Genomic DNA, 23,840 nt, shown 5'->3' with positions numbered 1-23,840 from the left:
CCGGAATTTCACGCGGGTTCCGGTGCACTTCCGTTTCGCGGTCCGGAGTCGACCTGCGAAAGCGTTCTTGCAGTCGAACCCGGCCGGGGCCCCGGCGATCGGGGGCTCACTGTGCACCCCCGGTGTACCGGATGTAGTAGTCCCAGAAATCCTCGAGCATCGGCAGCTTGAAGGGCGAGCGTTCTGCACCGGGATGGTTCAACCAGTTCAGGTGGTTCTCGTGCTGGCGTACATAGTCGAGCGTCTCCTGCTCGACGCGTTCCAGCGTGTTGCGCCAGCGGCGGTCGTTCGCGAACCACTCGCGCGTGCCGAAGCGCAGGTTCCGGCGCGCCTCGCCGAGGCCGTACGGGCTCTGGACCTCGAACCACTCCACGGTGGTTCCCGGTTGGTCGAGCAGGTGCCTTGCCTTCCGGTGGCTGGAGCTGGAAAGCCTGCCGCGCAGGCCTCCACTGTTCCGGGTCATCCCCACGTAGCCTTCGCCGAGTCTCGGGTTGCGCAGGACATAGATGTATCCACCCGGCGTGTTCGGCAGCTGTTTCAGGAGTCGGCTCGCGTTGCGTGATACGTGCCGGCCGCCCTTGAGCACGCCGCCGACCACGCCGCCCGCAGTGCCCATGGTGACGACATCCGCGCCGACCGAGACGACGCCGATCACGTAGTCGGAGGTCGAATAGGCCTCGCCGGTGATCAGGTTGCGACCCGCGGCCATGTTGCCGATCTCCTTGGCGCTGGAGGCACCCGGAATCGGAATGAAGTCCGAACCGATATCGAGCAGGACCCAGCCGGCGCCGGGTCCCTGCTGGGCAACGCCTCCCGTGCCATTCGGCGAGGTCGCCTCGCCCGTCGGGGTATTCTGGCTGGTGGGCTCGCTCGCGGTGGGCTCGGACACGGTGTCCGGGTCCGTCACTTCCAGAATGGTCCCGACGTCCATGGCCACGTCATAGGCCGGGGTGCCGCAGATGGCGATGCACGGAATCCGGGGGAAGCCCGACGACGTCGAGTGGCGGTCGCTGGTCATGCCCCGGTTGTCCCCGGCCCCCGCGTCCGTGTCCGTATCGGCATGGACGTGGTCCGGGTCGGTCACGACCTCGGCGTGCATCTCGCCGGTCTCCAACCAGTGGCTGTAGATCTTGTTGACCGCGTCCTGGAAGGTGACGTCGCCGGCCGCCTGGTTGACGAAGCTCACCGCGACGCCGGGGCCGAAGGGGCTGGCGGGACCTCCGCTCGGTCCCAGGACGATGCGCGGTTCCATCGGGTCGGGCAGGTCGAATTCGAAATCGGGCGCGGAGAAGGGCGTGCGCGTCAGGCAGCTCTGGAGCCCCATCGGGTCGAAGTGATTGACCGGGTCGCCCGCCGCGTAGAGATAGCGGTGGGGGCTTCCGTCGAGTCCGAGCGGATCGGGGCTGAGAAAGCGACCGGTCTGCGGATCGTAGGCGCGGTGCCGTGCGAGCTGGAGACCGGTGCCTGGAAGAAGGTCGAGCGCGTGGTACACGAAGCGGTCGCCGTCGGCCGCCTCGGCGCCTTGTCCGAAGGCAGTCATGACCGGCACTTCGGTGCCTTCCTGCCAGAGCACGCTGCCCCGATTGCCGGTCATCTGGCCGGTGAACGCGGTGCCCTCGAGCAGGCCGAGGGGAATGCCTTCGGCCTGGAGGTAGGTGAGGACCTGTCCGGTCGCGGCCTGCACCTGCACGGGGCGATCGCCGGCATCGAGCCCCCAGACCAGGTCCCGCCGGCCGTTCGGCTGTTCGATCGCCACCGGTACGCCGCCGGCGTCGCGCAGCAGCAGCGCACGCTCGCCATCGGCGGTGACGATCTCGCGCAATGCGCCGCTGGCCGAGCGTTCCAGCCGGTTGCCGTGCTGATCGCTGATCTGCGCCGCCCAGGGGTCGTAGTCCAGGGTCGCCCGTCCTTCGGCATCGCTGACCTCGATGGCGCGAGCCGGATACTCGGGGTCGTAGGCAATCGTCAGCGCCGGGTCGAGACTCGTCAGCTGGCCCTCGGTGCGGGTCCGACGCCCTGCCGGGTCGGTCTCGTAGAGCACTTGGTCGCTGTCGCGCTCCTCGCCCGAGAGCCGGCCGACGTCGTCGTAGACGAAGCGTGTCGACGACGATCCGCTCGAGGTGCGCTGTGCCTGCCGTTGCAAGCGACCGAGGCCGTCGTACTCGCCACGCCAGCCCGCTTGCAGGGATCCGCCGAGGGTGCTTCGCCGCTCCCGGGTGAGCCGGCGCATCGCGTCCCAGCCCAACTCGACCCGGCTGGTGGCGAGCTCGACCCGGGTCGGCAGGCCGCGTTCATCCCGCGCCGCGATCCGGACGAGTTCGGATCCCATGTCGTCGACGATGCGATCGAGTTCGTAGTCGAACGCCGGGCCGTAATCGTGGACGAGCTCGGTGCCATCGGGCAGCGATCGGGCTGCGAGCACGCCATTGGCCAGCCAGCGCCAGCGCGTGGTCCCGGCCGGATCGCCGAGCACTTCGGTGCTTCGCTGGAGCGGGCGACCCAGCGCATCCCATTGCCAGTTCTGCACCACCTGGTCGACCCCGTTGACGCGACGCACGGTCCGGCCGGCGCGTCCCCAGATGCCGAGGTTCAGGAGCAGGCTTTCCTCCGTGTCCGTACCGTTGTCCCAGGCCACGCCGGTCAGGCGGGCGACCGAGTCGTAGCGATAGGTGACCGTGCGTTCGGCGTCTTCGGTCTGCGAGTAGTGGGTTTCGCCGAGCACGCGCGGAAACGCATCGGGATCGCGAACCAGCGCGGTTCGCTCGAAGACTTTCTCGACCCCGCCCCAGGTCTCCGAGGTCTTCAGACCGTCGACCGGGTCGTAGGTCCACTCGGTGCGATCCCCGGCGATCTCGACCGCGACCAGCCGGCCGGCTGCGTCGAGCTCACGCGTGATCCGATAGCCGGCGAAGGTTGCTGGATCGAAGGGGTCGGCGAGGTCTTCCGGGGCCGCCGGTCCGAAGCGCTCGACGTGACGGCCCGCATCGTCGTACGCGTAACGGAGGCTCTGGAGCACGGTACCGTCCGCGTCGAGCCAGTGTTCGAGCGCGGGTCGATCGCCGACATAGGTCTGCTCGCGGATGCTGCCGTCGGCGAAGGTGACGGCCAGCGGACGTCCTTCGGCGTCGAAAACGCGTACGGTCCGATGATCCGCCGCGTCCCGGCGTTCCTCGATCCGCACGTGCGGCACCGTGCTTCCGTCGTGACGATAGACGTAGGACGGGGCCGTGCGGTAGGCGGTGGTCAGGGCGTCGCTGCCGGCGAGCTCGGCCCGGGTGACCCGGCCGCGCGCGTCATAGGCCAGTTCCCGCTCGTACCCTTCTTCGTCGGTCGTGCGACGGATTCGTCCGACGCGATCGTACGCCGCGCGTTTCGTGCCGCCGAGCGCGTCGGTGGTCTCGATCCGGCGGCCCCACGCGTCGTAACCGAAGGTGGTCGCCGAGCCCGTCGCCTGGTTCGGCCGGCGTCGCTCGGTTCGCGCCAGGCGATCACTCGATGCGTCGTACTCGTAGGTTTCGATCCAGACCGCCGGGTCGCCGGCCGTCGTCTCGCGCCGGCGGTCGTAGCGGTCGTAGCGATGCTCGTAGACGACACCCTCGCGCTGTTCGCGAACCAGGCGTCCGCCGGCATCGAGGTCGAAACGTTCGAGCAGCCAGTCGCCGCGCCGCGACACGCGCCGCGTGCTCCGATGGTGGCCGGCGAAATCGTAGGCGAAGAGGGTCAGTGAACCGGCCGGGTCGCTGACCGAGAGCGTGCGACCCGCGCCGTCGCGTTCGAAGGTGGTCGTCAGGTTGCCCGGCGCCGTCTCCCGGACGAGGTGACCGTGCACATCCCATTCCCGCTCGTAGACGCGTTCGAGATCGCCGTCGGTGATCGTTTCCTGCACGACCCGGCCGCCGTCCTGGAGCGCCAGCTCGACCGTGACGCCGTAGCCTCGATCCTCCTCGATCTGGCGGCCGAGGCCGTCGAAGCGCCGGATGACCGAGGCGCCGGTCTCTTCCGTCTCGACGATCCGGTGGTGGCCGTCCTCCGTGGTTTCGTGGTCCACGGAAGTGAGCTGGAGCCGAACGCCGTCCGTATCGACCAGGGTGCGGGCGACGGGCCGTCCGATCGCGTCGCGCTCGATCTCGAGGCGGACGCCGTCGGCCTCGGTGGTGGCGATCAAGCGGTCGAGCGCGTCGTACTCGAAGGTCCGCTCGTAGGTACAGGCTGCGCTGCCGCCGTCGGATTCGATGCACTCGGCGGTTGCCGCAAGGCGCGTGGCGGCCAGGTTGCGGAGGTCGTCGTAGTCGTAGAGCGTCTCGATTCCATCCCGGCCGACGGCGGAGGTGAGCAGGCCGCGCGCGTCGTAGGTCTCGCGCTCGATCTCGTCGCCGCCGAGGGTCCGCACCGTTGCCAGGGTCGACACTTCGTCGACGTGGATGCGTCCCAGCGGATCCTTCAGCGTCGTTCGCCCCGCGCCGTGCCAGACCAGGGTGTCGAGCCAGCGCTCCCGGTCCCGCGCAACGTGCGCCGGGCGACGGACGAAGATCACGCGCCCGTAGCCATCGCGGGCTTCGAAGATGGCGGGAACGGTTTCGTCGACGAAATGGGCGCCCGCGCGGGCCACGGGCCGACCGGCCCGGCTCCAGCCGGTCCAGCTGGCGACGCGCTCGGTCCCGGCAACGCAGTCAAGATCGGCCGCGACCTCGGGCTCGATCGCCGACGAAGGAGTCGCCTCACAGGTCTCGACCCGCACCGTGCGGCCGAATGCGTCCAGGTAGCTTCGTTCAAGGCGCATCGTTTCGCGCTGGAGGCGGGCGAGCGCCAATCGGCCGGTGCGGGCCTCGGCGCCGGTCTCTCCGCTGGGGAACGTGTCCTGCTGGCGAAGCTCGACGGTGGCATCGAGTTCGCCGCCGAGCGGGGACGCTGTCCGCCGGTAGAGCCGGTTCTGCGCGTCGTGCTCGAAGCTGACGGCGAGCGTGGCGGTGGTCTCGCTCGCGGGCAGGCAGAGTTCGCTGAACACGATCTCCCGCTCCCGGCCCAAGGGATCGACCTCGGTCTCGGCTTCGCACCAACCCCCGTCGAGCCAGAGGGTTTCGGTGCCGTCGGCGCGTACGTGCGAGGCGAGGTCGCCGTGCGGATGCCAGGTGTAGTGCTCGACCCGGCAGCTGGTACCACCCAGGCCACATCGCGTGACCATTCTTGCGTCGTCGAAGCCGGCCGGATCGAAGTCGCTGCGCTCGACGCGTTCGAGCACGGTGCCGGCGGCATCGGTGGTCACGCGTTCGACCAGCCGGAGCTGTCGGTTCGGGTGTCCCAGCGGCATCGGCCATGGGAGCGAGACCGGAGTCCAGGCCTGTTCGACCACCAGGTCGTCGTCGGTCGTGCGTACGTCGCGGTGAAGGTGAATACGGGACGGCCGGTCGGATCCAGCGACGTGACTGCGGTCTTCGGTCCAGGCGCTGAAGCCGGCCGGGTCGGTGGCCGGGAGGCCGACCACGATGTCGTCGGCGTCCTGGGGCCCGATGCCCGGCGGCAGGAGCACCTGGTCCGGCACGTCGGTGATCAGGAGCGGAACGCGGAACGCACCCTTCCAGCGATGCAGCTCGGGGTACTGCCACTCTTCTTCGACCCCGCGGGCCGGGTCGCGGGCGCGATCGAGGACGACATGGTTCGGGGACGCAGCGGGGTTGCGCTGCCAGACCGCGTCGACCAGCGACGACGAGGGCCAGTACGCACTTTCCGGCCGGTAGATGCCGGCCGCTGCGAGCAGCTGGTCATGAGAGGGCGCGACCTCGTCCCCACCCGCGTAGCAATACTCGATGAGCGCTTCGATCGTCGGTGGGGACGTGCCGGGCAAGCTGCCGCCGGGGTTGCGTTCGAGGACGTACTCGCAGCGGCGTCGCAGCGGGTTGAGGAACGGGGCCGCGGTATCGAGCTGCCAGCTCGATGGATTCGCGCCCGGGGCGAGATCGGAGAGTTCGTCGTCGGACACGGGATGACCCCAGGCGTAGACGGACAGCTGTTCGAGACTGTCGTCGACCCGCACTTTCGCGCGATACAGGGGTTTGCCGGCCAGAATCGGGCTGGTCGCGAAGGCGAGGCGCTCGACCTCGCCGCTGGCCAGCCGCTGTTCGACCAGGCCGAATCCTCGAAAGCCGCCGCGCTCCATCGCTCCGGCGAAATACTGGCGCTCGATCCGTCCGGCGGCGCCGTCGAGGGCCTGCAGTACCTCGACGTTCAGCGGAAACTCGAAGCGTTCCTCGTCGACGAGGACCCAGCTGCGGTCGGCGCTGAAGCCCCACTCGAGCTCGGTCCGCCCGCCCCAGCTGCCGTCGCTGGAGGTGATCCGGCCGCGGCTGACCGTGCGCTCGCTGGTGTTGAGCAGTGCGCACCAGTCCTCGCAGCCATCTAGGAATTCCTGGCCGAGATAGAAGGTGAGCACATCGACGAAGCCGTCGCCGTCGAAGTCACCGAAGGTCGGAATCGTGGACGAGGTCTCGCAGCTGTCGCCGCGATCGGGGTTTCGCTCGAACGGCAGGGTGAAGCGACGGTCGAGGCCGCGCGCGTCCGCGACGCCCCCTGCAACGCTCGTGCTGCCGTAGCCCTCGCGGAGGCCGCGCCAGACGTGACCGCCGACGAACGCGCCCTGCGTGGTCGCCAGCAGCTCGGGACGTCCGCTACGGTCGAGGTCGAGCATCGAAACGAAGCGGCCGACCTGACGCGCGTCCTGCGGCGTTCCGTCCATGTCCAGAACGCTCGGCTGGTAGTCGAGCAATGGAGCGCCGGCTGCCAGGCCCGAATCAACGAAGCCGCCGCGGCCGTCACCCCAGAAGATCCGCGAGTAGGGATCGTCGTCGCCATCGGTGATCCAGCCGCAGACGTTGTCTTCTTCGCACAGCGGCGTGCCCTCGGTATCGATCCATCGAGGATGGAACGCGTAGATCAGGTCGATCAGGCCGTCGGAATTGATATCGAACAGCCGGCTCTGCGACGCGATGAAGACGGCGGCATCGCGGCCGTTGCCGAGATCGGGCGGCTCGACGTTGCCGATTTCGGCAAGGATCCGGTCTTCCGGTGTATCGAGCACCCGTGGGCCACCTTCCGGGTCGTCGCCGTCGAAGAACGGAAAACGTCCGAGGTTGCGTCGCCAGCGCGTCTTCGGACGGGCCCCGCACCGGTCCGAGCCGAGGTGCGGACGACGAACCAGGTCCGCGTAGCCATCCCCGTCGACGTCGGCGATCTCGCCGAAGCGGAGGGCACAGGCCGGGAGGTCGATCGCATTGACCACGAAGCCCGTGCGCTCGGGGCGATAGCGGGCGAGCAGTACACTGCGGTCCTCCGTTTCGTAGATCAGATCGTTCCAGCCGTCGAGGTCGATGTCGACGACCGCCCAGCCGCGGCCCTTGGTGAAGTGATCGCTGCCGAGGTCGTCGGAGAGTCTCGACTGCCATGCCTCGGCGACCGGGTGGTCGCGGGTGAAGGGCTGCTCGCCGCCGGGCGTTGCTATGAAGGCGTGGTAGTTCACGACAGGGGTCTGCGAGGCCAGGCCCTCCGGTTCGACGACCATCACCAGCAGATCGGTGATGCCGTCGCCGTCGAGCTGGATCGGAATCGGAACGACCGACTCGGCGGGAACGTCGCCGGAAAGGTCGAGCACGAAGGCATCACTGGCGTCGTCCGGCTCGCTCCAGGCAAAACCGCCGGCTTCGGTTTCGAGACAGCGCAGCGTGCGTTCGATTCCGGCGCCGGGCCTGCCCGAAGCGCCCACGCGGCTGATCCGGCGAACCAGGGTCTGCAGGGGACGATCGACCAGGTCTTCGGCCTCGACGCCCTGGGGATCGAAATCTCCACCGCCGCAGGCAGCGCCGCCTTCGTCCTTGTAGGCGAATCGATAAACGGAGTATTCGCTTCCGCCGATCCGGCGGGCCGTCAGTTCCGTCAGGCGATGGCTGAGAAGTCTTGCCCGCCCCGTGTCGTAGGCCAATTGGAGATCGGGGCGCTGCCGATAGTCGAACTCCAGTTCCCAACGCCCGTCACCCCAGGTGATCCGGTCGAGCAGGTGGTGACCGGCGCCATCGAGCGCGTAGCCCGGATAGAGGCCGTTCGGAATCGCGGCAAAGCGATAGTCGTAGATGATCGCGTTGCCGCGCGGGTCCTCGACCTTCGACAGGTGCCACGCCAGCGTCCTGCACCACGGTCGCTCATCACTGCATGGAAGGACCGGCAGGCGCGACGGCGCAAGGATGCCGTCGGAATCGATTGCATCGACGACGCGAACGGGCCCGTCGGGTGAGCCCGGGAAGCCGTCGGAGGCAGCGGCGATCGTTGCGCGTGCACCGGTTTCCGATGTGCTGCCGTAGGTCCAGGTCCAGCCATCCCGCTTCTGTCGCCAGACGTTCTCCTCCGGGAAATAACGAAGGATCGAGCCATCGACGGTCTCGGGCTCGAACAGCAGGGGAGGCTCCTGGCCGCGGAGCAGACGGAAGATTCCGTCAACGCGGACCAGCTTGCGCCCATCGAGCTCGAAAAGGTCGTGTTCGGTATTTCCGGCGACGCCACCGGATGCAGCCCGTCGACGAATCACCGACGTGGCTTCCAGGCGCCAGCCGCTGCCGAGAATCCCGTCGCGAATCCGGTGATCGGTGCGCAATGCGACTCGGGGCGCGGTCCCGTCGATTCCCGGTGGCAGGTCGATCGTCACGACGTCTTCCCAACCGGCGCGGCTGAGGGCGGAAGACGGCAGGCCGGGGGATCCCGGATCGGAGGCCGGGCGAGAGGGCCGCGGCTGCTCGCTCAATTGCACGAAGCCCGGATGCTCTACCCCCCGAGCGGGAGATTGCGCGTACGCATCGAATGCGGAGAGCACGAGAACAACGAAAAACGAACACACGACCACAGCGTGTCGATACGACATGACCCTTCCCTCCAACGCCCATTGCTCAGCCCCTGTCTCGGATCAGTATAGGGGGGTGGTCCAGAGCGTTCCAGCGAGGCCCAGAATCGCGATCCGCTGATCCGCGATCGTGTGCGGGCCGGTCGATGTCGACGTTGGTTCGCATGCAACGTCGTGGGTTCGATCGACCCGGCCCTTTCCGCGAGGGAATGGCGCGACGAAGGGGGGCGCCTAGCGTCCGGGACCCTGGTACCGCGTCGGAAGTACGCTGCAGTCGAGCCGGCGTAGCCGGTCGTAGCTCTGGTGGCCGTCGGCGAGCAGCAGGGTCGGCACGCCCAGGTCCTGCCCGACTTCGTGGTCGTGGTCCGTATCGCCGATCAGCAGCGTGCTTCGGGTGTCCAGTCCCAGGGCTTCGACCATCTGCCGACCGCGCTCGACCTTGCTGCTGGCCTCGCAGTGGTCGAGGCCGAACACCTCGTCGAAGGCCTGGTCGAGGCCGTGGTGGGCGAGGAGGTCGTGCACGTCCGATTCGATCGCGGCCGTCAGGATGACGAGCCGATAGCCGCCGTTCTTCAGGTCCGCGATCAGCGCTTCCGTCTGGTCGAAGAGGTCGGCCCGGGACGTCACCTCGGCGGTGTAGGTGCGCATCCAGCGGGCGGCCAGGTCGGGGAACGGGTGCTCGGTGAAATCGAAACCCAGCCTCCGGTAGTAGTCCTGCACGGGAAAGCCGAAGATGTCCCGATAGCGTGATCGCGTCAGTTGCGGAAGGGCGTGCTCTTCCAGCATCGCGTTGGTGATCGACAGGCAGTAGTCGATGTCGTTCAGCAAGGTCCCGTTCCAGTCGAAGACGACCGTTTCGGTGCCTGCCGGGATGTGTCGGGTCAGATTGCGCATGCGGCGGCATTCTAGTGGATGGGCGTGGGAGCCGGCGTGGGGGGCGGCCCGCGCAACCGGGAGTTGCGGGCAAGATTGTCGAAGCGGCGACGATGTCGCGGATGCCGAGCCGAATTGAGCGCTTCGCGGATTTGTGTCATAAGAGTGGCTCATGAGCCCGTCGAACGACGACAAGGACCGCACGGAGGTCTTCAAGGGCCCGGACGCGCCGGACGGCGACCGGCCCGAGGACGGCCGGACCGAAGTCATCGGTGAGCGGGCCGACCCGGACCGCACCGAGGTGATGGGCGATCGAAGCGCGCTCGACGACGGCGAGCCCGTCGATCCTGACGCGACGGTCATGGACGACGGCGCATCCATCGATAACGCCACGGATCGCGACGATGCCACCGTGGTGGATCGGCGGGAACCGGGCAACGGGGTGCCGCGCCAGCGCATCACCGCGCCGATTCCGGCCGGGGCGATGGCGCTGAAGCAGCGCTTCATCCTGGAAGAGCGCCTCGGTCGTGGCGGCATGGGGCAGGTGTACAAGGCGCGCGACCTGCGCAAGGTCGAGGCCCAGGACGACAACCCCTGGGTGGCGATCAAGATTCTCGGCGAAGAGTTCTCGCGTCACCCGAAGGCGCTGATCAGCCTGCAGCGCGAGGCCAAGAAGTCCCAGCAGCTGGCCCACCCGAACGTCGTGACCGTGTACGACTTCGATCGCGACGGCGACCGGGTCTTCATGACCATGGAGCTGCTCCAGGGCGCCCCGCTGTCGGGCTGGAAGGAGATCGACTACGCCGAAGGCAGAAGGCCCAGCCCCGAGCGGATGGTCAAGGAAATGGCCGCCGGGCTGGCCTATGCCCACAAGTTCGGCGTGGTGCATTCGGACTTCAAGCCCGACAACGTGTTCGTGACCACCGACGGACGGGTGAAGATCCTCGATTTCGGCATCGCCCGCATCGTCGACTCGGCGGTCGAGAAGGACAGCTTCGACGCCGGCGAGCTCGGCGCGTTGACGCTGGGCTACGCGTCGCTGGAGATGCTCCAGGGCGGCAACGAACCGCACCCGGCCGACGACGTCTACGCGCTCGGCCTGACCGCCTACATCCTGTTTTCCGGCAAGCACCCCTTCGACGGCAAGCACGCGGTGGAGGCGATGAACGCCGGGATGACCCCGGAGCCCCTGCGCAATGTCAAACGCCACCAGTGGAAGGCGATCGCCGGCGCGCTCCAGTTCGAGCGCAAGGACCGGATCGCGTCGGCCGAGCTGTTCCTGAAACAGTTCAGCGGCAAGACGCGGCGCAACCGCCTGCTGATCGCGGCGGTCGTCGCGCTGGCCCTGAGCTCGGGCTACTTCGCGTGGCAGGCAACGCGTCCCGAAGGGCCCGCCGTGCCCTTCGCCCAGCTGCCGCTGGAACGACAGCAGCAGATCACCCGCAACCTCGAGCTGGGCCGCCAGTCGGCCGAGATCCAGGACTGGGACGGAGCATCCCGCTACTTCCTCGCCGCCTACGCCCTGCACCCGCGCAATGCGGACGCCGAGAAGGGCCTGGACCTGCTGGCCGAGCGGTTGATCGAAATGGCGCCGACGCTCGAGCATGCGCGGCAGAAGCAGTACCTGCTGACCATGATCGACGGCTACGGGGAGAACGAATACCTTGCCAACCACCCGGGCCTGATGGCGCTGCGGGAACGGTTGGAGAACGAACTCGAGGCCGAGCCGGCGGGCTGAGCGGACGGCCCGCACCGAGCCGGCCGCTGCGGACGCCGGTCACCGCGTGGCGATCTCGGCGAGGATCGTCGGCCAGTCGCGCACCCAGCAGCAGACGTGGTCGAAGCCCTCGACCTCCAGCACCTTCGCATCGGGCTGCCGCTCGCGGTAGCGTCGGATCGTCTGCACCGGTACGCGCAGGTCCGCCGTGCCGACGAGGTGCAGCTGGCGAAACCGCGCCGGCGAGGGCACCGCTTCGACGGGATTCAACGACGCCGAAAGCGGCAGCAGGCCGTGAAACGCGGTCCAGGCCGCCGGGTCGAGATTGGCGGCGATCGTGATCACTTCGACGTCGATCTCCGCCGAAAGGTTCGATGCCGCCAGCACCGCGAGCGTGCCGCCGCCGCTGTAGCCGACCAGGGTCAGCTCGCTCGGCTCGTGGCGCGCGATCAGCGCCCGGAGCCCCGCGGCCAGTGCGTCGACCACGGTCGTCGAGTACCGGCCCGAGGTCCACAGGCGGGACGTGCACGGCGGGGCGTCGGCGGTTCCGTGGTAGCAGGGGCGACCGAGGTACACGGCGGGCCGCGGGTCCCGGCGCATCAGGTCCAGCGCCAGCGCGCGGCGGCCCGTGGGGTCGGCGGCCGGCCGCCGGTCGCGCCAGGGCCGGCCGTCGCTGCCGAGGTAGACGACCAGCCTCCCGGTTCCGACATCGACGCGCTCGGGCAGCGGCCGCCCGATCAGCGCCAGTTCGAATCCGCCCGCGGCGATCCGGGTGCGCTCGAGTTCGCCGCTGGCCGTCGCCCGGTCCAGCGCGTCGATGGATGCACAACCGGAAAGCGAGAGCACCAGGACGATCAGCGCGCCTGCGGCGATTTGTCGTCGCGGGGGTTTTGGCCTATATTCGGCCATCTACGGACACGATTCCGCGGGGCGCAGCATGAAACGGAGCATATACCGTTCGAGCGTTTCCACGACCTCGCCGCGATCCAGCCGGTCCCGGCGGGACGGGCGAGGATCGGTCCGGCGGCGACGAATCGCCGCGCCGCCGCTGCTTCTTGCCGCCTCCGCCACCCTGCTTCTTGCCGCCTGCGCCGCTCCGCAGTCCCCGCGCGTGGAGATTCCCGAAGACGCGCGCGTCGCCGATCTCTACATCGTCGACTGCCTGCTGCCCGGCCAGCTCCGGCAGCTCGGCAACCGGACCTACATGACCCCGCGCCGGCCGGTGCGGACCACCGCCATCGACTGCCGCGTGCGCGGCGGTGAATACGTCGCCTACGACCGCGCCGACTACAAGACCGCGCTGAGGATCTGGCTGCCGGCGGCCGAGGACGGCGACGCGGACGCCCAGAACACGGTGGGCGAGATCTTCGAGCAGGGGCTGGGCACCGAACCCAATTTCGAGGTCGCGGCGCTGTGGTACGGACGGGCCGCGGAGCAGGGCCACAAGACCGCGCTGTTCAATCTCGGCACCCTGTACGAAACGGGCCGGGGCGTGGAACAGGACAAGGTTCAAGCGCTCAACCTGTACCGCCGCGCCTGGGGCGTGAGCGATGATGCGCTGGTGCGCGAGAGCGATGCGACCCGGGCCTTGCTGCGGCAGGCCGAGGAGAACGCCCGGACCCTCGAGGCCGAGCGACGCGCTGCCGATACGGCGGCCGGAATCGCCATGGAGATGGCCGTCGCCGAGGCGGAGGCGCGCGGCCGGGCGCAGGGGCGCTCGGAGCGGGTCCGCGAGGCCGTCGTTCGTGCCGAGCCCGCCGATTCCGCTGAGGCCACCGGTCCGACGCCCGCCGCCGAGACCGCGAGCGAGGCGGTCGCTGCGGCCGTCGATGCGGGCCGCGAGCGGACGAGCCCGCCCGTAGAGGTCAGCGCCGCCGGCCGCAACTTCGGCCGCTACTACGCGCTGGTGATCGGCAACGCCGACTACGACCTGCTGGACGATCTCGAAACGCCGGTCAGCGACGCCCAGCGTTTGGCCGGGGTGCTGGAGCGGCGCTACGGCTTCAACGTGCGACTGCTGCCCAACAGTGACGACGCGGGGCTGCTGCGGGCGCTCAATCAGCTCAACGACGAGCTCGACGAGAACGACAACCTGCTGATCTACTATTCCGGCCACGGCAACCGCCGCGAGAGCGGGGTATACGACACGGGCTACTGGCTGCCGGTCAATGCCGAGCCCGCGCCCAACGACACGTTCTGGGTACCCACCGAGCAGGTCAGTGGCCACCTCGCGCGGCTGAAGGCCAAGCGCATCATCGTGGTCGCGGATTCGTCCTATGCCGGCCTGCTGGCCGACAACCCGGCGTTCCTGCTCGCCACCGACATGGCGAACCTGCAGAGCGAGGCCTACGTCCAGCTGCGCTTTCCGAACCGCTCGCGCCTGCTGATGACATCGGGCATGGATTTCCCGCTGCAGGAAGTGGGCAAGCTCGACCAGTCCGTGTTCGCCGATGCGCTGATCGCGGTCCTCGAGGGCAACGACGCCGTGCTCACCGCGCCCGCCCTGTTCCTTCAGGTGCTCGATGAACTGGAAGAGCGCCAGCCGGAGCTGAACCCGCAGTTCAAGGCCATCAAGCGCGCCGGCGACGAGGTCGGCGATTTCTTCTTCGTGCGGCAGAGCTGAACGGACGGAGACCCGGACCCCGGAGGGAGTCACGATGAACGATGCGTTGGCCGTGGAACGAAGCCATCGGGGCCTGCGACGGCTCATCGCCCTCGCCCTGTGCGTTCTGATCCTGCTGTTCGCCGGCGAAGCCCGCGCCAACGTGCTCGAGATCACCGTGTTCGGCGACGGGGTCGTGACGGACGCGAATTTCGGCATAAACTGCACCCGGAACGGTGGCACCTGCCAGTTCGATTCGGGCACCGGCACGATCACGGTCTTCCTGACCGCCAACCCCCAGCCCGGCCAGGACTTCATCGGCTGGGGCGGCGAATGCGCCCCGGTCGGCATCGACCCCGACTGCACCGTGGTTGTCGACGGCGACATGGGGACCCCGGCGATCCAGTCGGTGACCGCCAATTTCAGCTCGGCCAACGCCAGCCTGAGCGTGAACGTCACCGGTGGCGGCACCGGCAGCGTCCAGAGCGATCTGCCCGGGATTTCCTGCCCCGGCGACTGCAGCGAGATCTATCCGACGGGCAGCGCGGTCACGCTCTTCGCGGAGCCCGGCCCCACCTCGGTATTCACCGGCTGGGCGGGCGGTGGCTGTTTCGGCACCGGTGACTGCACGGTGAACCTGGCCGGCGACACGGCCGTTCGAGCGAACTTCGAGAGCGACGCCGACGGCGACGGCGTGATCGATGCCGCCGACGCCTGTCCGAACACGCCTGCCGGTGAACCGGTGGATGCCGCCGGCTGCGGCCCGTCGCAGGTCGACGACGACGGCGACGGGGTCGGCAACGGCGTGGACCAGTGCCCGGACACGCCACCCGGTGCGCAGGTCGACGCCAATGGCTGCGCGCCCTCCCAGCTCGACGACGACGGCGACGGGGTCACCAACGACCGCGACCAGTGTCCGGACACGCCGCCGGGCACGCAGGTCGATGCCGATGGCTGTCCGGCTTCGCAACAGGACGACGACGGGGACGGGGTCGCCAACGACGTCGACCAGTGTCCCGGCACCCCGGCCGGCGAGCCGGTGGATGCGAACGGCTGCAGTGCGTCGCAGCTCGATGACGACGGCGACGGCGTCAGCGATTCACTCGACCAGTGCCCGAACACGCCCGCCGGCGAAGCGGTGGATGCCGACGGTTGCAGCGCCACGCAGCTCGATGAAGACGCCGACGGCATCAACGACGCCATCGACCAGTGCCCCGGCACGCCCGCCGGCGCGCCCGTCGATGCGACCGGTTGTTCGGAGACGCAGCGCTTCGACAACGACCTGTCCGAGCTGCCGGGGCTGAGCGATCCCCAGCGCGAGCTCGGCGCGCGCCTCGACGAGATCTGTCCGATGCTGGTCGCCGAGGGCGACGCGGGCAACCTCACGCCCCCCCAGCAGGACCTGCGCGAGGCCTGTTCGGCCCTGAAGGACCGCGATACCACCGATGAACAGGCCGCGAACGCCCTCGACCAGGCGCTGACGTCCCAGCTCCCGGCGCTGCGGGACTACACGGTGGAGCTCACCCGGTCCCAGTTCCGCCACGTGCGCAACCGGCTGCACGAGCGCCGCAACGGCGGCGGCCGGGGCGCGTCCGTGTCGGGGCTGAACATCCGGGTGAACGACCAGATCGTGCCGTCCGCCGCGCTGCAGTCGGCCTTCGACGGGCTGATCGGCATGGGCGCCTCGGAAGAGGAGCCCTTCGGCGATTTCGGCAAGCTGGGCGTGTTCCTGCAGGGCGACATCGACCTCGGCGAGCGCGACGGCGACGCGTTCGAGAACGGCTACGACTTCGATAGCTGGAACCTGCTGCTGGGCGCCGACTATCGCTTCACCGACGACGTCATCGCCGGCGGCTCCGTGTCCTACGGCAAGGTCGGCATCGACCACGACGGCGACCGCGGCGAGACCGACGTGGACCAGTGGGCGCTGTCGCTCTACGCCGGTTGGCAGATCAGCGAGCGCTGGTTCCTCGACGGCCTGGTCAGCTACGGAAAATCGGACTTCGACCTCGAGCGCAACGTGTCGTACACGGACCTCGGCGGCCGGTTCACGTCGGTCCACGAAGCCGACACGGACGGCGACCAGCTGTTCGTCGGCCTGAACACCGGCTACACCTGGAACCGCGGCGGCTGGCGCTTCGGTCCCGTCGCGTCGGTGACCTACATCGACGGCAGCATCGACGGCTACACCGAGGCCTCGCTCGCGGGGTCCGAGGCGTGGAATTTCCGGGTCGGCGACCGCGACATCGAGAGCTTCCGTGTTTCCGCCGGTGCCCAGGTCGACTACGTCATCAACACCGATTTCGGGGTGCTGATTCCCGGCCTGCGGGTCAGCTACGTGATGGAAACCGAGGACGAGAACGAGAACATCGCCCTGCGCCTGATCAACAATCCCTTCGATGAGGCCACGCTGGTCAGCGATCCGATCTCGATCGACGTTCAGGCCCGCGACGACGCGTTCTTCGACGCCAGCTTCAACCTGTCGGCGCAGTTCCCGATGGGGTTCTCGGGCTTCTTCTCCTACAATTTCTACAGCGCCTACGACGACTTCTCGAAGGACGCCTTCACGATCGGCATCCGGTGGGACAAGCCGTTCTGACGAAGCGGTCGGTTCGACCGCTCAAGCGCCGCCTCGGTGCGACCGACGCTCGAACGGCGGCGCGAACTCCAGCAGCTTGACCGCGGACAGGATCACCGCGATCACCAGCAGCATCGGCCAGGGTGCGCCGCCGAGCAATCGGTCGAGCACGCCGGTGATCGGCCCGGCCTGATACAGCGCCAGGCCGAAGGTGGCGAGCGCCAGGCTCCACAGCGAAAGTCGGGTCAGCCAGGCCTCGACGCGCGCATCCTCGGCTCGATCGGTGACCAGGCCTTCCATTCTCCGGGCGAAGTCGGGCGGCGGTTCGGGCATCGGGGCGGTCCGGATCGAATGACGCAGCAGCGCGTCGAAGCGGTCGCCGTCCGGTCCGTGGTCAAGCTTGTCTCGGGTCATGTCCTTCTCCGATTTCGGTCGGCCCCGTCCGGTCCTGGAAGATCGAGCGCAGGCGACTGCGAGCGCGGAACAGCAGGTTCTTCACGGTCCCTTCCGGCCGGTCCATGATGGCGGCCACCTCGGCCACGCTCAGTTCGTCCAGGTAGTACAGGGTCAATACGGTTCTCGGCACCGGCGGCAGCGAATCCATCGCGGCGTGCAGGTGGTCGAGCAGCTCCCGGTCGGCACAGGCGGCGGCCAGGTCGAAGTCGTCGGGCGCCGCCTCTGCCGGCAAGTCGCTCTCGTTGTCCGGTTCGACCAGCGGCAGGCGCTTGCGCTGCAGGTGGCGGGCCGCGATGGTGAAGGCGATCCGGCCGATCCACGTGCCCAGGGTGCTGTCGTGGCGGAACTGGTCGAGCTTCCGGTGCACGCGCAGAAAGACCTCCTGGCAGAGCTCGCGACAGTCCTCGGGGTGCTGCACCATCCGGTACACCAGGTGCCAGACCAGGCGCTGGTGCTGCTCGACCAGGGCGGCGAAGGCGCCCGGCCGGCCGGTGCGCACGGCCTCGATCAGCGCGCGGTCCCGGGCAGACCTGTCGTCCTTGTCGATCACCCGCGCGGCGCTCAGCCATCGCGGCCCTGGAGGACCCGGCTGACGAGCAGTCCCGCCCCGGCAGCACCCATCAGCAGACCATAGGTGCCCGGGTTCTCGCTGCCGAGGCCGAGCAGTTCGATCCCGACCAGGGCCAGGCCGATCGCGCCCAGCAGCAGGCCCCACTTGAGCAGCTCGTGACGACGCTTGATCAGGTCGGCCCGCACAAGTTCCCGGACCATCCCCTCGCTGGCCTGCATCTCGGCCAGGCGGCGCTTGACCCGACCGTCGATCACCGCGCGAACGATGGCGACCAGGCAGACGAATCCGACGATGGGAATCAGCAATGCAATGATGTCGAACATGGGGGTCTCCGGATTCGGGATTGGATTGGGGATTCTTGAAAGGTTGGATACAGCCGCCCGCCGTCCGGTTGCATCGGATCGGGTCGACGGAGTTCCGATGCGCAGGGCTCGGGGTGCACACCAGGACGTGCGCGTCACGACCTGCACTTCCCGCTGGCGTCTCCGGAATGCAACCGGATCGCGCGGCGGTGTATCCATTCCACCAGAGCCTACTTCCGATCGCGATCCGCCGGGTAGCGATCGACGCAGGCGGAAGGACGACCCGAACAATAACCGAGGAGCCCCAATGCCCATGACCCCGAAAACCAAGACGAATCCGGCCGCCGCGAAGGGCGGCCTGCTGTTTGCCCTGTCGGCGGGCCTGCTGATCGGCCTGATCGCCGTTGCCGGCCTCTCCCGGCTCCAGGCCGCACCGCGGGACGATGCCACGGCACCGGCCGATCTCGAGCGCCTGGTCCCGGCCTTGATGGAACGGACGCGCGTGCCGGGCCTTGCGATCGCGCGGATCGAGAGCGGTCGCGTGGCCTGGCAGGCCGCGTTCGGGCAGCGCGCGCCGGGACATTCGATGACCACCGATACGGTGTTCAACGCCGCGAGCCTGACCAAGCCGGTCTTCGCCGCAACCGTGCTTGGGCTGGTCGAGGACGACGTGCTTGCGCTCGATCAATCGCTGGAAGCGCTCTGGGTCGACCCGGACGTGGCCGAGGATCCCCGCCACGCGGACCTGACGCCACGCATCCTCCTGAGCCACCAATCCGGCCTGCCCAACTGGCGGCGCGGCGAGCCGCTCCGATTCCTGTTCGCGCCGGGTGCGCGGCACGAGTACTCGGGCGAGGGGTTCGAGTACCTGCGCCGGCCGATCGAGCAGGCGACCGGCGCGTCGATCCGCACCCTCACCGCCGAGCAGGTGTTCGAACCCGCCGGCATGCGCAGCTCCTCCATGGGCTGGTCCGACGACATCGGTGACAAGGTGGCGCGGGGCTTCGACGAGGCCGGCGAGCCGATCGAGACCCACCTCGAGCGACGCGGCCCGAACGCCGCGGCCCACCTGATGACCACGGTGGGCGACTACGCGCGGTTCCTCGCCTGGGTCGCCGGTGGCGCCGGACTGTCCCCGGAGCTGTTCCAGGCAATGCGCACGCCGCAGGCGCTGCACGAGGACCCGGCAGAGTTGTTCGGCCTGGGCTGGAAACTGATTCCCCTGGGTAACGCGCAGGTCCTGATGCACGACGGCCGCGAACCTGGCGTGCGCACCTATGCCGTGATCGATCCGGACCGCGGCGACGGACTGGTGATCCTCACCGGCAGTTCCAACGGCGCGCTGCTGGTCCGGCCGCTCGTTCGGGCGGCGCTCGAACACGGCGATGCCATCGTCGAGAGCTCGGATCGCCTGGTCTGGCGCTACCTGGCCCACCTGCCGCCCCAGGCGCTGGAGCCGATGAGCCGCGGCATTGCCCGCTCGCCGAGTTTCCTGGCCACGCTGCTGCATGCGGTCGATACGGTGCTGGTCCAGTCCTCGCCGCTTCCCGCCGCCGATCGGGCTGCGGCCTCCGAGGCGGTCGGCCCCTACGTCCACGCCCTGCATGAAGGTCGGATCGAGCCCGAGCAGGTGCAGCGGCTGGTCGAGCAGTTGTTGATCGACGACGGCGACGGCCTGCGCCTGGTCGACCGCTTCGACGATCGCGCCGCACGGGCGTGGCTGACTGGCCTGCAGGACATCGGATCGGCGACGTCGCGCCGTTTCACGCCGCAGGGCTAGGCTCCGGAGGCTCGAACGAGCCAAGGAGATCGGACGATGATTCGTGAAGGCAGCAAGGTCGGTTGGCGGTGGGGCGATGGACGGGCGAGCGGTGTGGTCCAGGAGGTGTTCCACGAGCCGGTCTCGCGGACCATCGACGGCAACGAGGTCAAGCGCGACGCCAGCAAGGACGAGCCGGCCTACCTGATCCGCCAGGACGACGGCCAGCGCGTCCTGAAGTCGGCCAGCGAGGTCGAACGCGTCGACGACTGAGTGCATGGCGAGAAAACGCCCTCCGCTGCAAGGATTCGACGACCTGCCGGTGTCCCGGATCGTTCATCTGCGCGACGACACGCCGGGCTACACCCGGAAAGGTGCCGGTCGAGGGTTCTACTACGTCGATGCGGAGGGGCGGAAGGTCGAGGACGAGGATCACCTCCGCCGCTTCGAGGTGCTGGCGGTTCCGCCAGCCTACCGCGACGTGTGGCTGGCGCCGCTGGCGAACGCGCACCTCCAGGCCACCGGCCGCGACGATCGCGGCCGGAAGCAGTACCGCTACCATCCGGTCTGGCAGGCCCACCGCAACACGACCAAGTTCGAGCACCTGGTCGAGTTCGGGTCGCGCCTGCCGGCGTTGCGGCGAAAGGTGGCCCGGCTCCTCGGCGATCACGATCCGGACACGCCGCCCAGCCGCGATCTGGTGATTGCCGCCGCGGTCCGGGTGATCGACCTCACCGGGCTCCGGGTGGGCAATGTCCACTACACGCGCGAGAACGAGACCTACGGCGTGACCACGCTGCAGCAGAAGCACGCGGCGATCCACGGCAGCAGGATCGAGTTCGACTTCGTCGCCAAGGGCGGGAAGGCATCATCCGTGGACTTCACCAGCCGCAAGCTCGCCGAAGTCCTGTCGCACTGCGAGGAGTTGGACGGCCAGACCCTGTTCCAGTATCGGAGTGCCGACGGCGAGCCGGCGCAGATCGCCTCGCAGGACATCAACGATTTCCTGAAGGACACGATCGGCGCCGACTGGGCGACGGCGAAGACCCTGCGCACCTGGCGCGGCAGCGTGCACGCGCTCGAGGCGCTGGCCGACGAAACCCCGGCCGAGGGCGAGCGCGAACGGGCGTCGCAGGTCGTGGCGGCGGTGAAGAAGGTGGCCGAGGCGCTGCGCAATCGCCCCGCGACCTGCCGCAAGTTCTACATCCACCCGGCCATTCTCGAAGCGTTCGAGAACGAGCGCTGGCCGCCGCCCGAAGCCCCCGAGGACAAGCCGCGCGAACTGCTGCTGAGCGAAGCGCGGCTGATGGCATTCCTCGGCGCGGCAGGCTGAGGATTAGGGGTTGCTCAACGGGCCCCGGCCCGGGTGGACTCGCGAAGTACACTACCCGACCTACGGCATCGGTCCGCTCGTCGCCCGGCGACCGGAATCCGGACGTCGCGCCCCGGGTGCGACCCCGGAGCCCCGAATGCCGGATCCCCGAATTCACTCAGGAAGGAACAGCCAATGACCGCATCGGAAAACCCCAGGGTTGCCCTGGACGTGAAGATCGGCGACGAAGACGCCGGCACCATCGTGTTCGAACTCTTCGCCGATGTCGTGCCGAAGACCGCCGAGAACTTCCGCGCGCTGTGCACCGGCGAGAAGGGCGAGGGGATGACCTACGCCGGCAGCCCGTTCCATCGCATCATCCCCGGCTTCATGATCCAGGGCGGAGACTTCACCCGCGGCAACGGCACCGGCGGCAAGTCGGTCTACGGTGACCGGTTCCCGGACGAGAATTTCGAGATCAGGCACACGGAAGCGGGACTGCTGTCGATGGCCAACGCGGGGCCGAACACCAACGGCTCGCAGTTCTTCATCACCGTGGCCGCCACGCCCTGGCTCGACGGCAAGCACGTCGTGTTCGGCAAGGTGGTCGAGGGCATGGACGTGGTCCAGGCCATGGAGGAACAGGGCAGCCGCAGCGGCGAGACGAAGCAGCCGGTGATCCTGGCGGACTGCCGGGAGCTCTGACTCCGGCGGTTCGTTGCACGCTTCGGCTCGAGGCCGATCGCGGAACGAGCAAGGCGTTCGGACTCCGATCGCCGAACGGTCGACCGCCGCCGGGCTGCACTGGCGCGCGGCGAGCTTCGGGACGTATGATCGCGGTCGGGGAGGGGCGCGAGGGAGCCGCACCATGCCGTACCGTCACGCGCAGTATTTCCTGGTCTTCGTCCTGCTGACGATCGTCGTCGGTTTCTGGGGGACATACTGGCGACCGATCACCGACGTGCCGCTGGCGTTTCACGTCCATGCGTTCACGGCGACGACCTGGGTGCTGCTGCTGATGCTGCAGCACTGGAGCATCCACGGGCGCCGGCGCCGCTTGCACCGCCTCGTCGGCACCGCGAGCCTGGCCCTGTTCCCGTTCCTGATCGTCGGCTTCGTGATGATCATCAACGTGGCCGCCGGACGGTTCGTGGCGGCCGACGACGCCAGCGCCCGGTTCCTCGCGCCGAGCTTCGGCCTGTCGATGATCTTCGCGGTCCTCGCCTACCTGGTGCTCTACGTCCAGGGTCTGCGCCATCGGCGGTCGGTCCGGCTGCACGCAGGCTACATGCTGACCACGGCGCTGGTGCTGTTCGAGTCGCCGTTCAGCCGCATCCTGCTCGAGCACCTGCCGTTCCTGGTCTTCACGTCCAGCGACTTTCCGCAGCGCATCCTCGACGCGATCGTTCTGGCGATGGCCATGGCGATCGCGTTCTCGCTGGTCATGTACCTGCGCGATCGGCGGGGTGGCGTGCCCTTCCTGGTCGCCGCTGTGCTGATGATCCTGCAGGCGGTGACGATGTACTACGGCACCTACAGCGAGACCTTCCGTGCGGTATTCGCCTGGTATGCCACGCTGCCGGCAGGGTGGACCATCGGCACGGGCTTCGCGCTCGGCGTGATCGCGGCGTGGGTGGGTTGGTCCATGCCGAAGGCGGGAACGCCACGGCGGGTACCGTCGCGCGCCGCGGCCTGAGTCGAGCCGAGGGCGGACGTCCGCTCGCTCGGCGAAGCGGTCCGTCGGACCGGCGTTCGTTCACCGGGCGTCGGCGTCAGCGGTCCTCGCGCCGGCTGCGGATTCCGCGGAGCTCGACGCCACCGCTGCCGTCGTCCAGCAGTTCGAAGTCGCCGGCGTCGCGCACGTCGATGCCACCGCTGCCGTCGCTGACCGTCACGGTGCCGCCCACGTCGCGGACATCGATGCTCCCCGAACCGTCGTCGATGGTCACGTCGCCGGCCACGCCCTCGATGGAGATCGACCCGGAGCCGTCCTCGACGAGGATGTCGCCACCGAGTCCTTCGGCCGTGATGCTGCCCGAGCCGTCCTCGATCTCGACATCGCCGTCGATCGACGAAATCCGGATGCTGCCGGAGCCGTCGTCGATCCGCAGCCGCATGGTGCGGGGCACGCGGATCGACAGGTCGATGTAGTCGCTGCTGCCGAACAGGTTCGACGCCGCCTCGGCAACCAGTCGCGCTCCGTCGTCGCCGTCGACCTCCAGCACCAGCCGGTAGTCGTCGTTGGCCGAGCGCTGGTAGATGCCGGCCTCGACGCGGATCGCGTCGCCGTCGTCGCCCGTCACGGTCAGGGGCCCGGCGCCGGCCTCGATGACCAGCGTGCTGCCGGGATCCACGCTGAGTTCGAGTTCGCGCGTCTCCTGCAGCGTCGGCTGGCCGAAGGAGCAGGCGCCGAGGGCAGCAACGGCCAATACAGCGAGAAAAATGCGGTAGTGGGACACAGGGGTCGGCATGGTGGTCTCCGGAGGGTTCGAGAGCTCGTCAGGCGGTGACGGGTGTTCGATGACCGCGTCCCGCTCAATCTACCATCCGCGCCCGGCTCGCCGACGACCGCCCGTTCGCGCAGAGTCGGCTCCCTCACGGCGAAGCCTCGGCCGGATCCCGGGCCGAACCACCGCAGGCCCGGGGCCCGGCCCCGCCGATCGAAACGCGCCGTTTATACTCTTCGCTGCGTCACGGGACGCCGGCCAGGCCGGAATCGGCGACACGGGAACAGCGGCCGCGAGGCTGTTTGGATCGCGGAGACGAAGCGAGGGCCCCGCTCGGAACGCCGA

Annotated in this window: 15 protein-coding genes; 8 read left to right on the top strand and 7 right to left on the bottom strand. The window is 68.8% G+C overall.

The features are described from left to right. Positions 1-106: 106 nt before the first annotated feature. A complete protein-coding gene (locus KUV67_05190; protein MBY6204264.1) occupies positions 107-8,686 on the bottom strand; it encodes a hypothetical protein in 8,580 nt (2,859 codons plus the stop codon). Positions 8,687-9,109: 423 nt separating this feature from the next. Continuing rightward, complete coding sequence (locus KUV67_05185; GenBank protein MBY6204263.1) at positions 9,110-9,772, bottom strand: HAD family hydrolase; 663 nt, start codon at positions 9,770-9,772, stop codon at positions 9,110-9,112. 151 nt (positions 9,773-9,923) lie between these two features. Here KUV67_05185 and KUV67_05180 point away from each other — a divergent pair, with 151 nt between their 5' ends. After that, positions 9,924-11,489, top strand: coding sequence for a serine/threonine protein kinase (locus KUV67_05180; GenBank protein MBY6204262.1), 1,566 nt, complete (start codon positions 9,924-9,926; stop codon positions 11,487-11,489). Positions 11,490-11,528: 39 nt separating this feature from the next. Here KUV67_05180 and KUV67_05175 read toward each other — a convergent pair whose 3' ends face one another. After that, positions 11,529-12,377, bottom strand: coding sequence for a hypothetical protein (locus KUV67_05175; protein MBY6204261.1), 849 nt, complete (start codon positions 12,375-12,377; stop codon positions 11,529-11,531). Positions 12,378-12,579: 202 nt separating this feature from the next. On the opposite strand from KUV67_05175, the gene KUV67_05170 reads away from it, so the two are divergent. Both KUV67_05170 and KUV67_05165 read left to right on the top strand, forming a co-directional pair. Further along, entirely contained in the window at positions 12,580-14,091 is a 1,512-nt protein-coding gene (locus KUV67_05170) for a caspase family protein (GenBank protein MBY6204260.1), read from the top strand. 34 nt (positions 14,092-14,125) lie between these two features. Further along, entirely contained in the window at positions 14,126-16,669 is a 2,544-nt protein-coding gene (locus KUV67_05165; GenBank protein ID MBY6204259.1) for an autotransporter domain-containing protein, read from the top strand. A gap of 21 nt (positions 16,670-16,690) precedes the next feature. Here KUV67_05165 and KUV67_05160 read toward each other — a convergent pair whose 3' ends face one another. Genes KUV67_05160 through KUV67_05150 form a run of 3 tightly spaced genes read right to left on the bottom strand, consistent with a single transcriptional unit; the run spans position 16,691 to position 17,998 of the window. Then, a complete protein-coding gene (locus KUV67_05160; GenBank protein ID MBY6204258.1) occupies positions 16,691-17,062 on the bottom strand; it encodes a hypothetical protein in 372 nt (123 codons plus the stop codon). Continuing rightward, positions 17,043-17,654: a sigma-70 family RNA polymerase sigma factor gene (locus KUV67_05155; GenBank protein ID MBY6204257.1), complete on the bottom strand. Its 612-nt coding sequence runs from the start codon at positions 17,652-17,654 to the stop codon at positions 17,043-17,045. The genes KUV67_05160 and KUV67_05155 overlap by 20 nt, the downstream gene beginning before the upstream one ends. Before the next feature lie 11 nt (positions 17,655-17,665). Continuing rightward, entirely contained in the window at positions 17,666-17,998 is a 333-nt protein-coding gene (locus KUV67_05150; GenBank protein ID MBY6204256.1) for a hypothetical protein, read from the bottom strand. 292 nt (positions 17,999-18,290) lie between these two features. Between KUV67_05150 and KUV67_05145 the strand changes: the two genes are divergently transcribed. From KUV67_05145 to KUV67_05125, 5 genes are all read left to right on the top strand, one after another. Next, entirely contained in the window at positions 18,291-19,757 is a 1,467-nt protein-coding gene (locus tag KUV67_05145) for a beta-lactamase family protein (GenBank protein ID MBY6204255.1), read from the top strand. Between the two features lie 36 nt (positions 19,758-19,793). Then, positions 19,794-20,009 (top strand): DUF2945 domain-containing protein, encoded by a 216-nt coding sequence (locus tag KUV67_05140; protein MBY6204254.1) that lies wholly within the window; start codon positions 19,794-19,796, stop codon positions 20,007-20,009. 4 nt (positions 20,010-20,013) lie between these two features. Beyond that, entirely contained in the window at positions 20,014-21,069 is a 1,056-nt protein-coding gene (locus tag KUV67_05135; protein ID MBY6204253.1) for a hypothetical protein, read from the top strand. Positions 21,070-21,243: 174 nt separating this feature from the next. After that, the gene (locus KUV67_05130; protein ID MBY6204252.1) at positions 21,244-21,753 is read left to right on the top strand and encodes a peptidylprolyl isomerase; all 510 of its coding nucleotides are present in this window, start codon (positions 21,244-21,246) and stop codon (positions 21,751-21,753) included. Positions 21,754-21,916: 163 nt separating this feature from the next. After that, positions 21,917-22,744 carry a hypothetical protein gene (locus tag KUV67_05125; GenBank protein MBY6204251.1) on the top strand — a complete coding sequence of 276 codons (828 nt, stop codon included), beginning with the start codon at positions 21,917-21,919 and terminating at the stop codon, positions 22,742-22,744. Positions 22,745-22,820: 76 nt separating this feature from the next. On the opposite strand, the gene KUV67_05120 is transcribed toward KUV67_05125, so the two are convergent. Further along, positions 22,821-23,519, bottom strand: a complete 699-nt coding sequence (locus KUV67_05120; GenBank protein ID MBY6204250.1) for a hypothetical protein — start codon at positions 23,517-23,519, stop codon at positions 22,821-22,823. Positions 23,520-23,840: the final 321 nt, after the last annotated feature.

It is taken from the genome of Halomonas denitrificans, from assembly GCA_019800895.1.
Lineage (GTDB): Bacteria > Pseudomonadota > Gammaproteobacteria > Xanthomonadales > Wenzhouxiangellaceae.
This window is presented reverse-complemented; position numbering and strand designations above follow the sequence as displayed.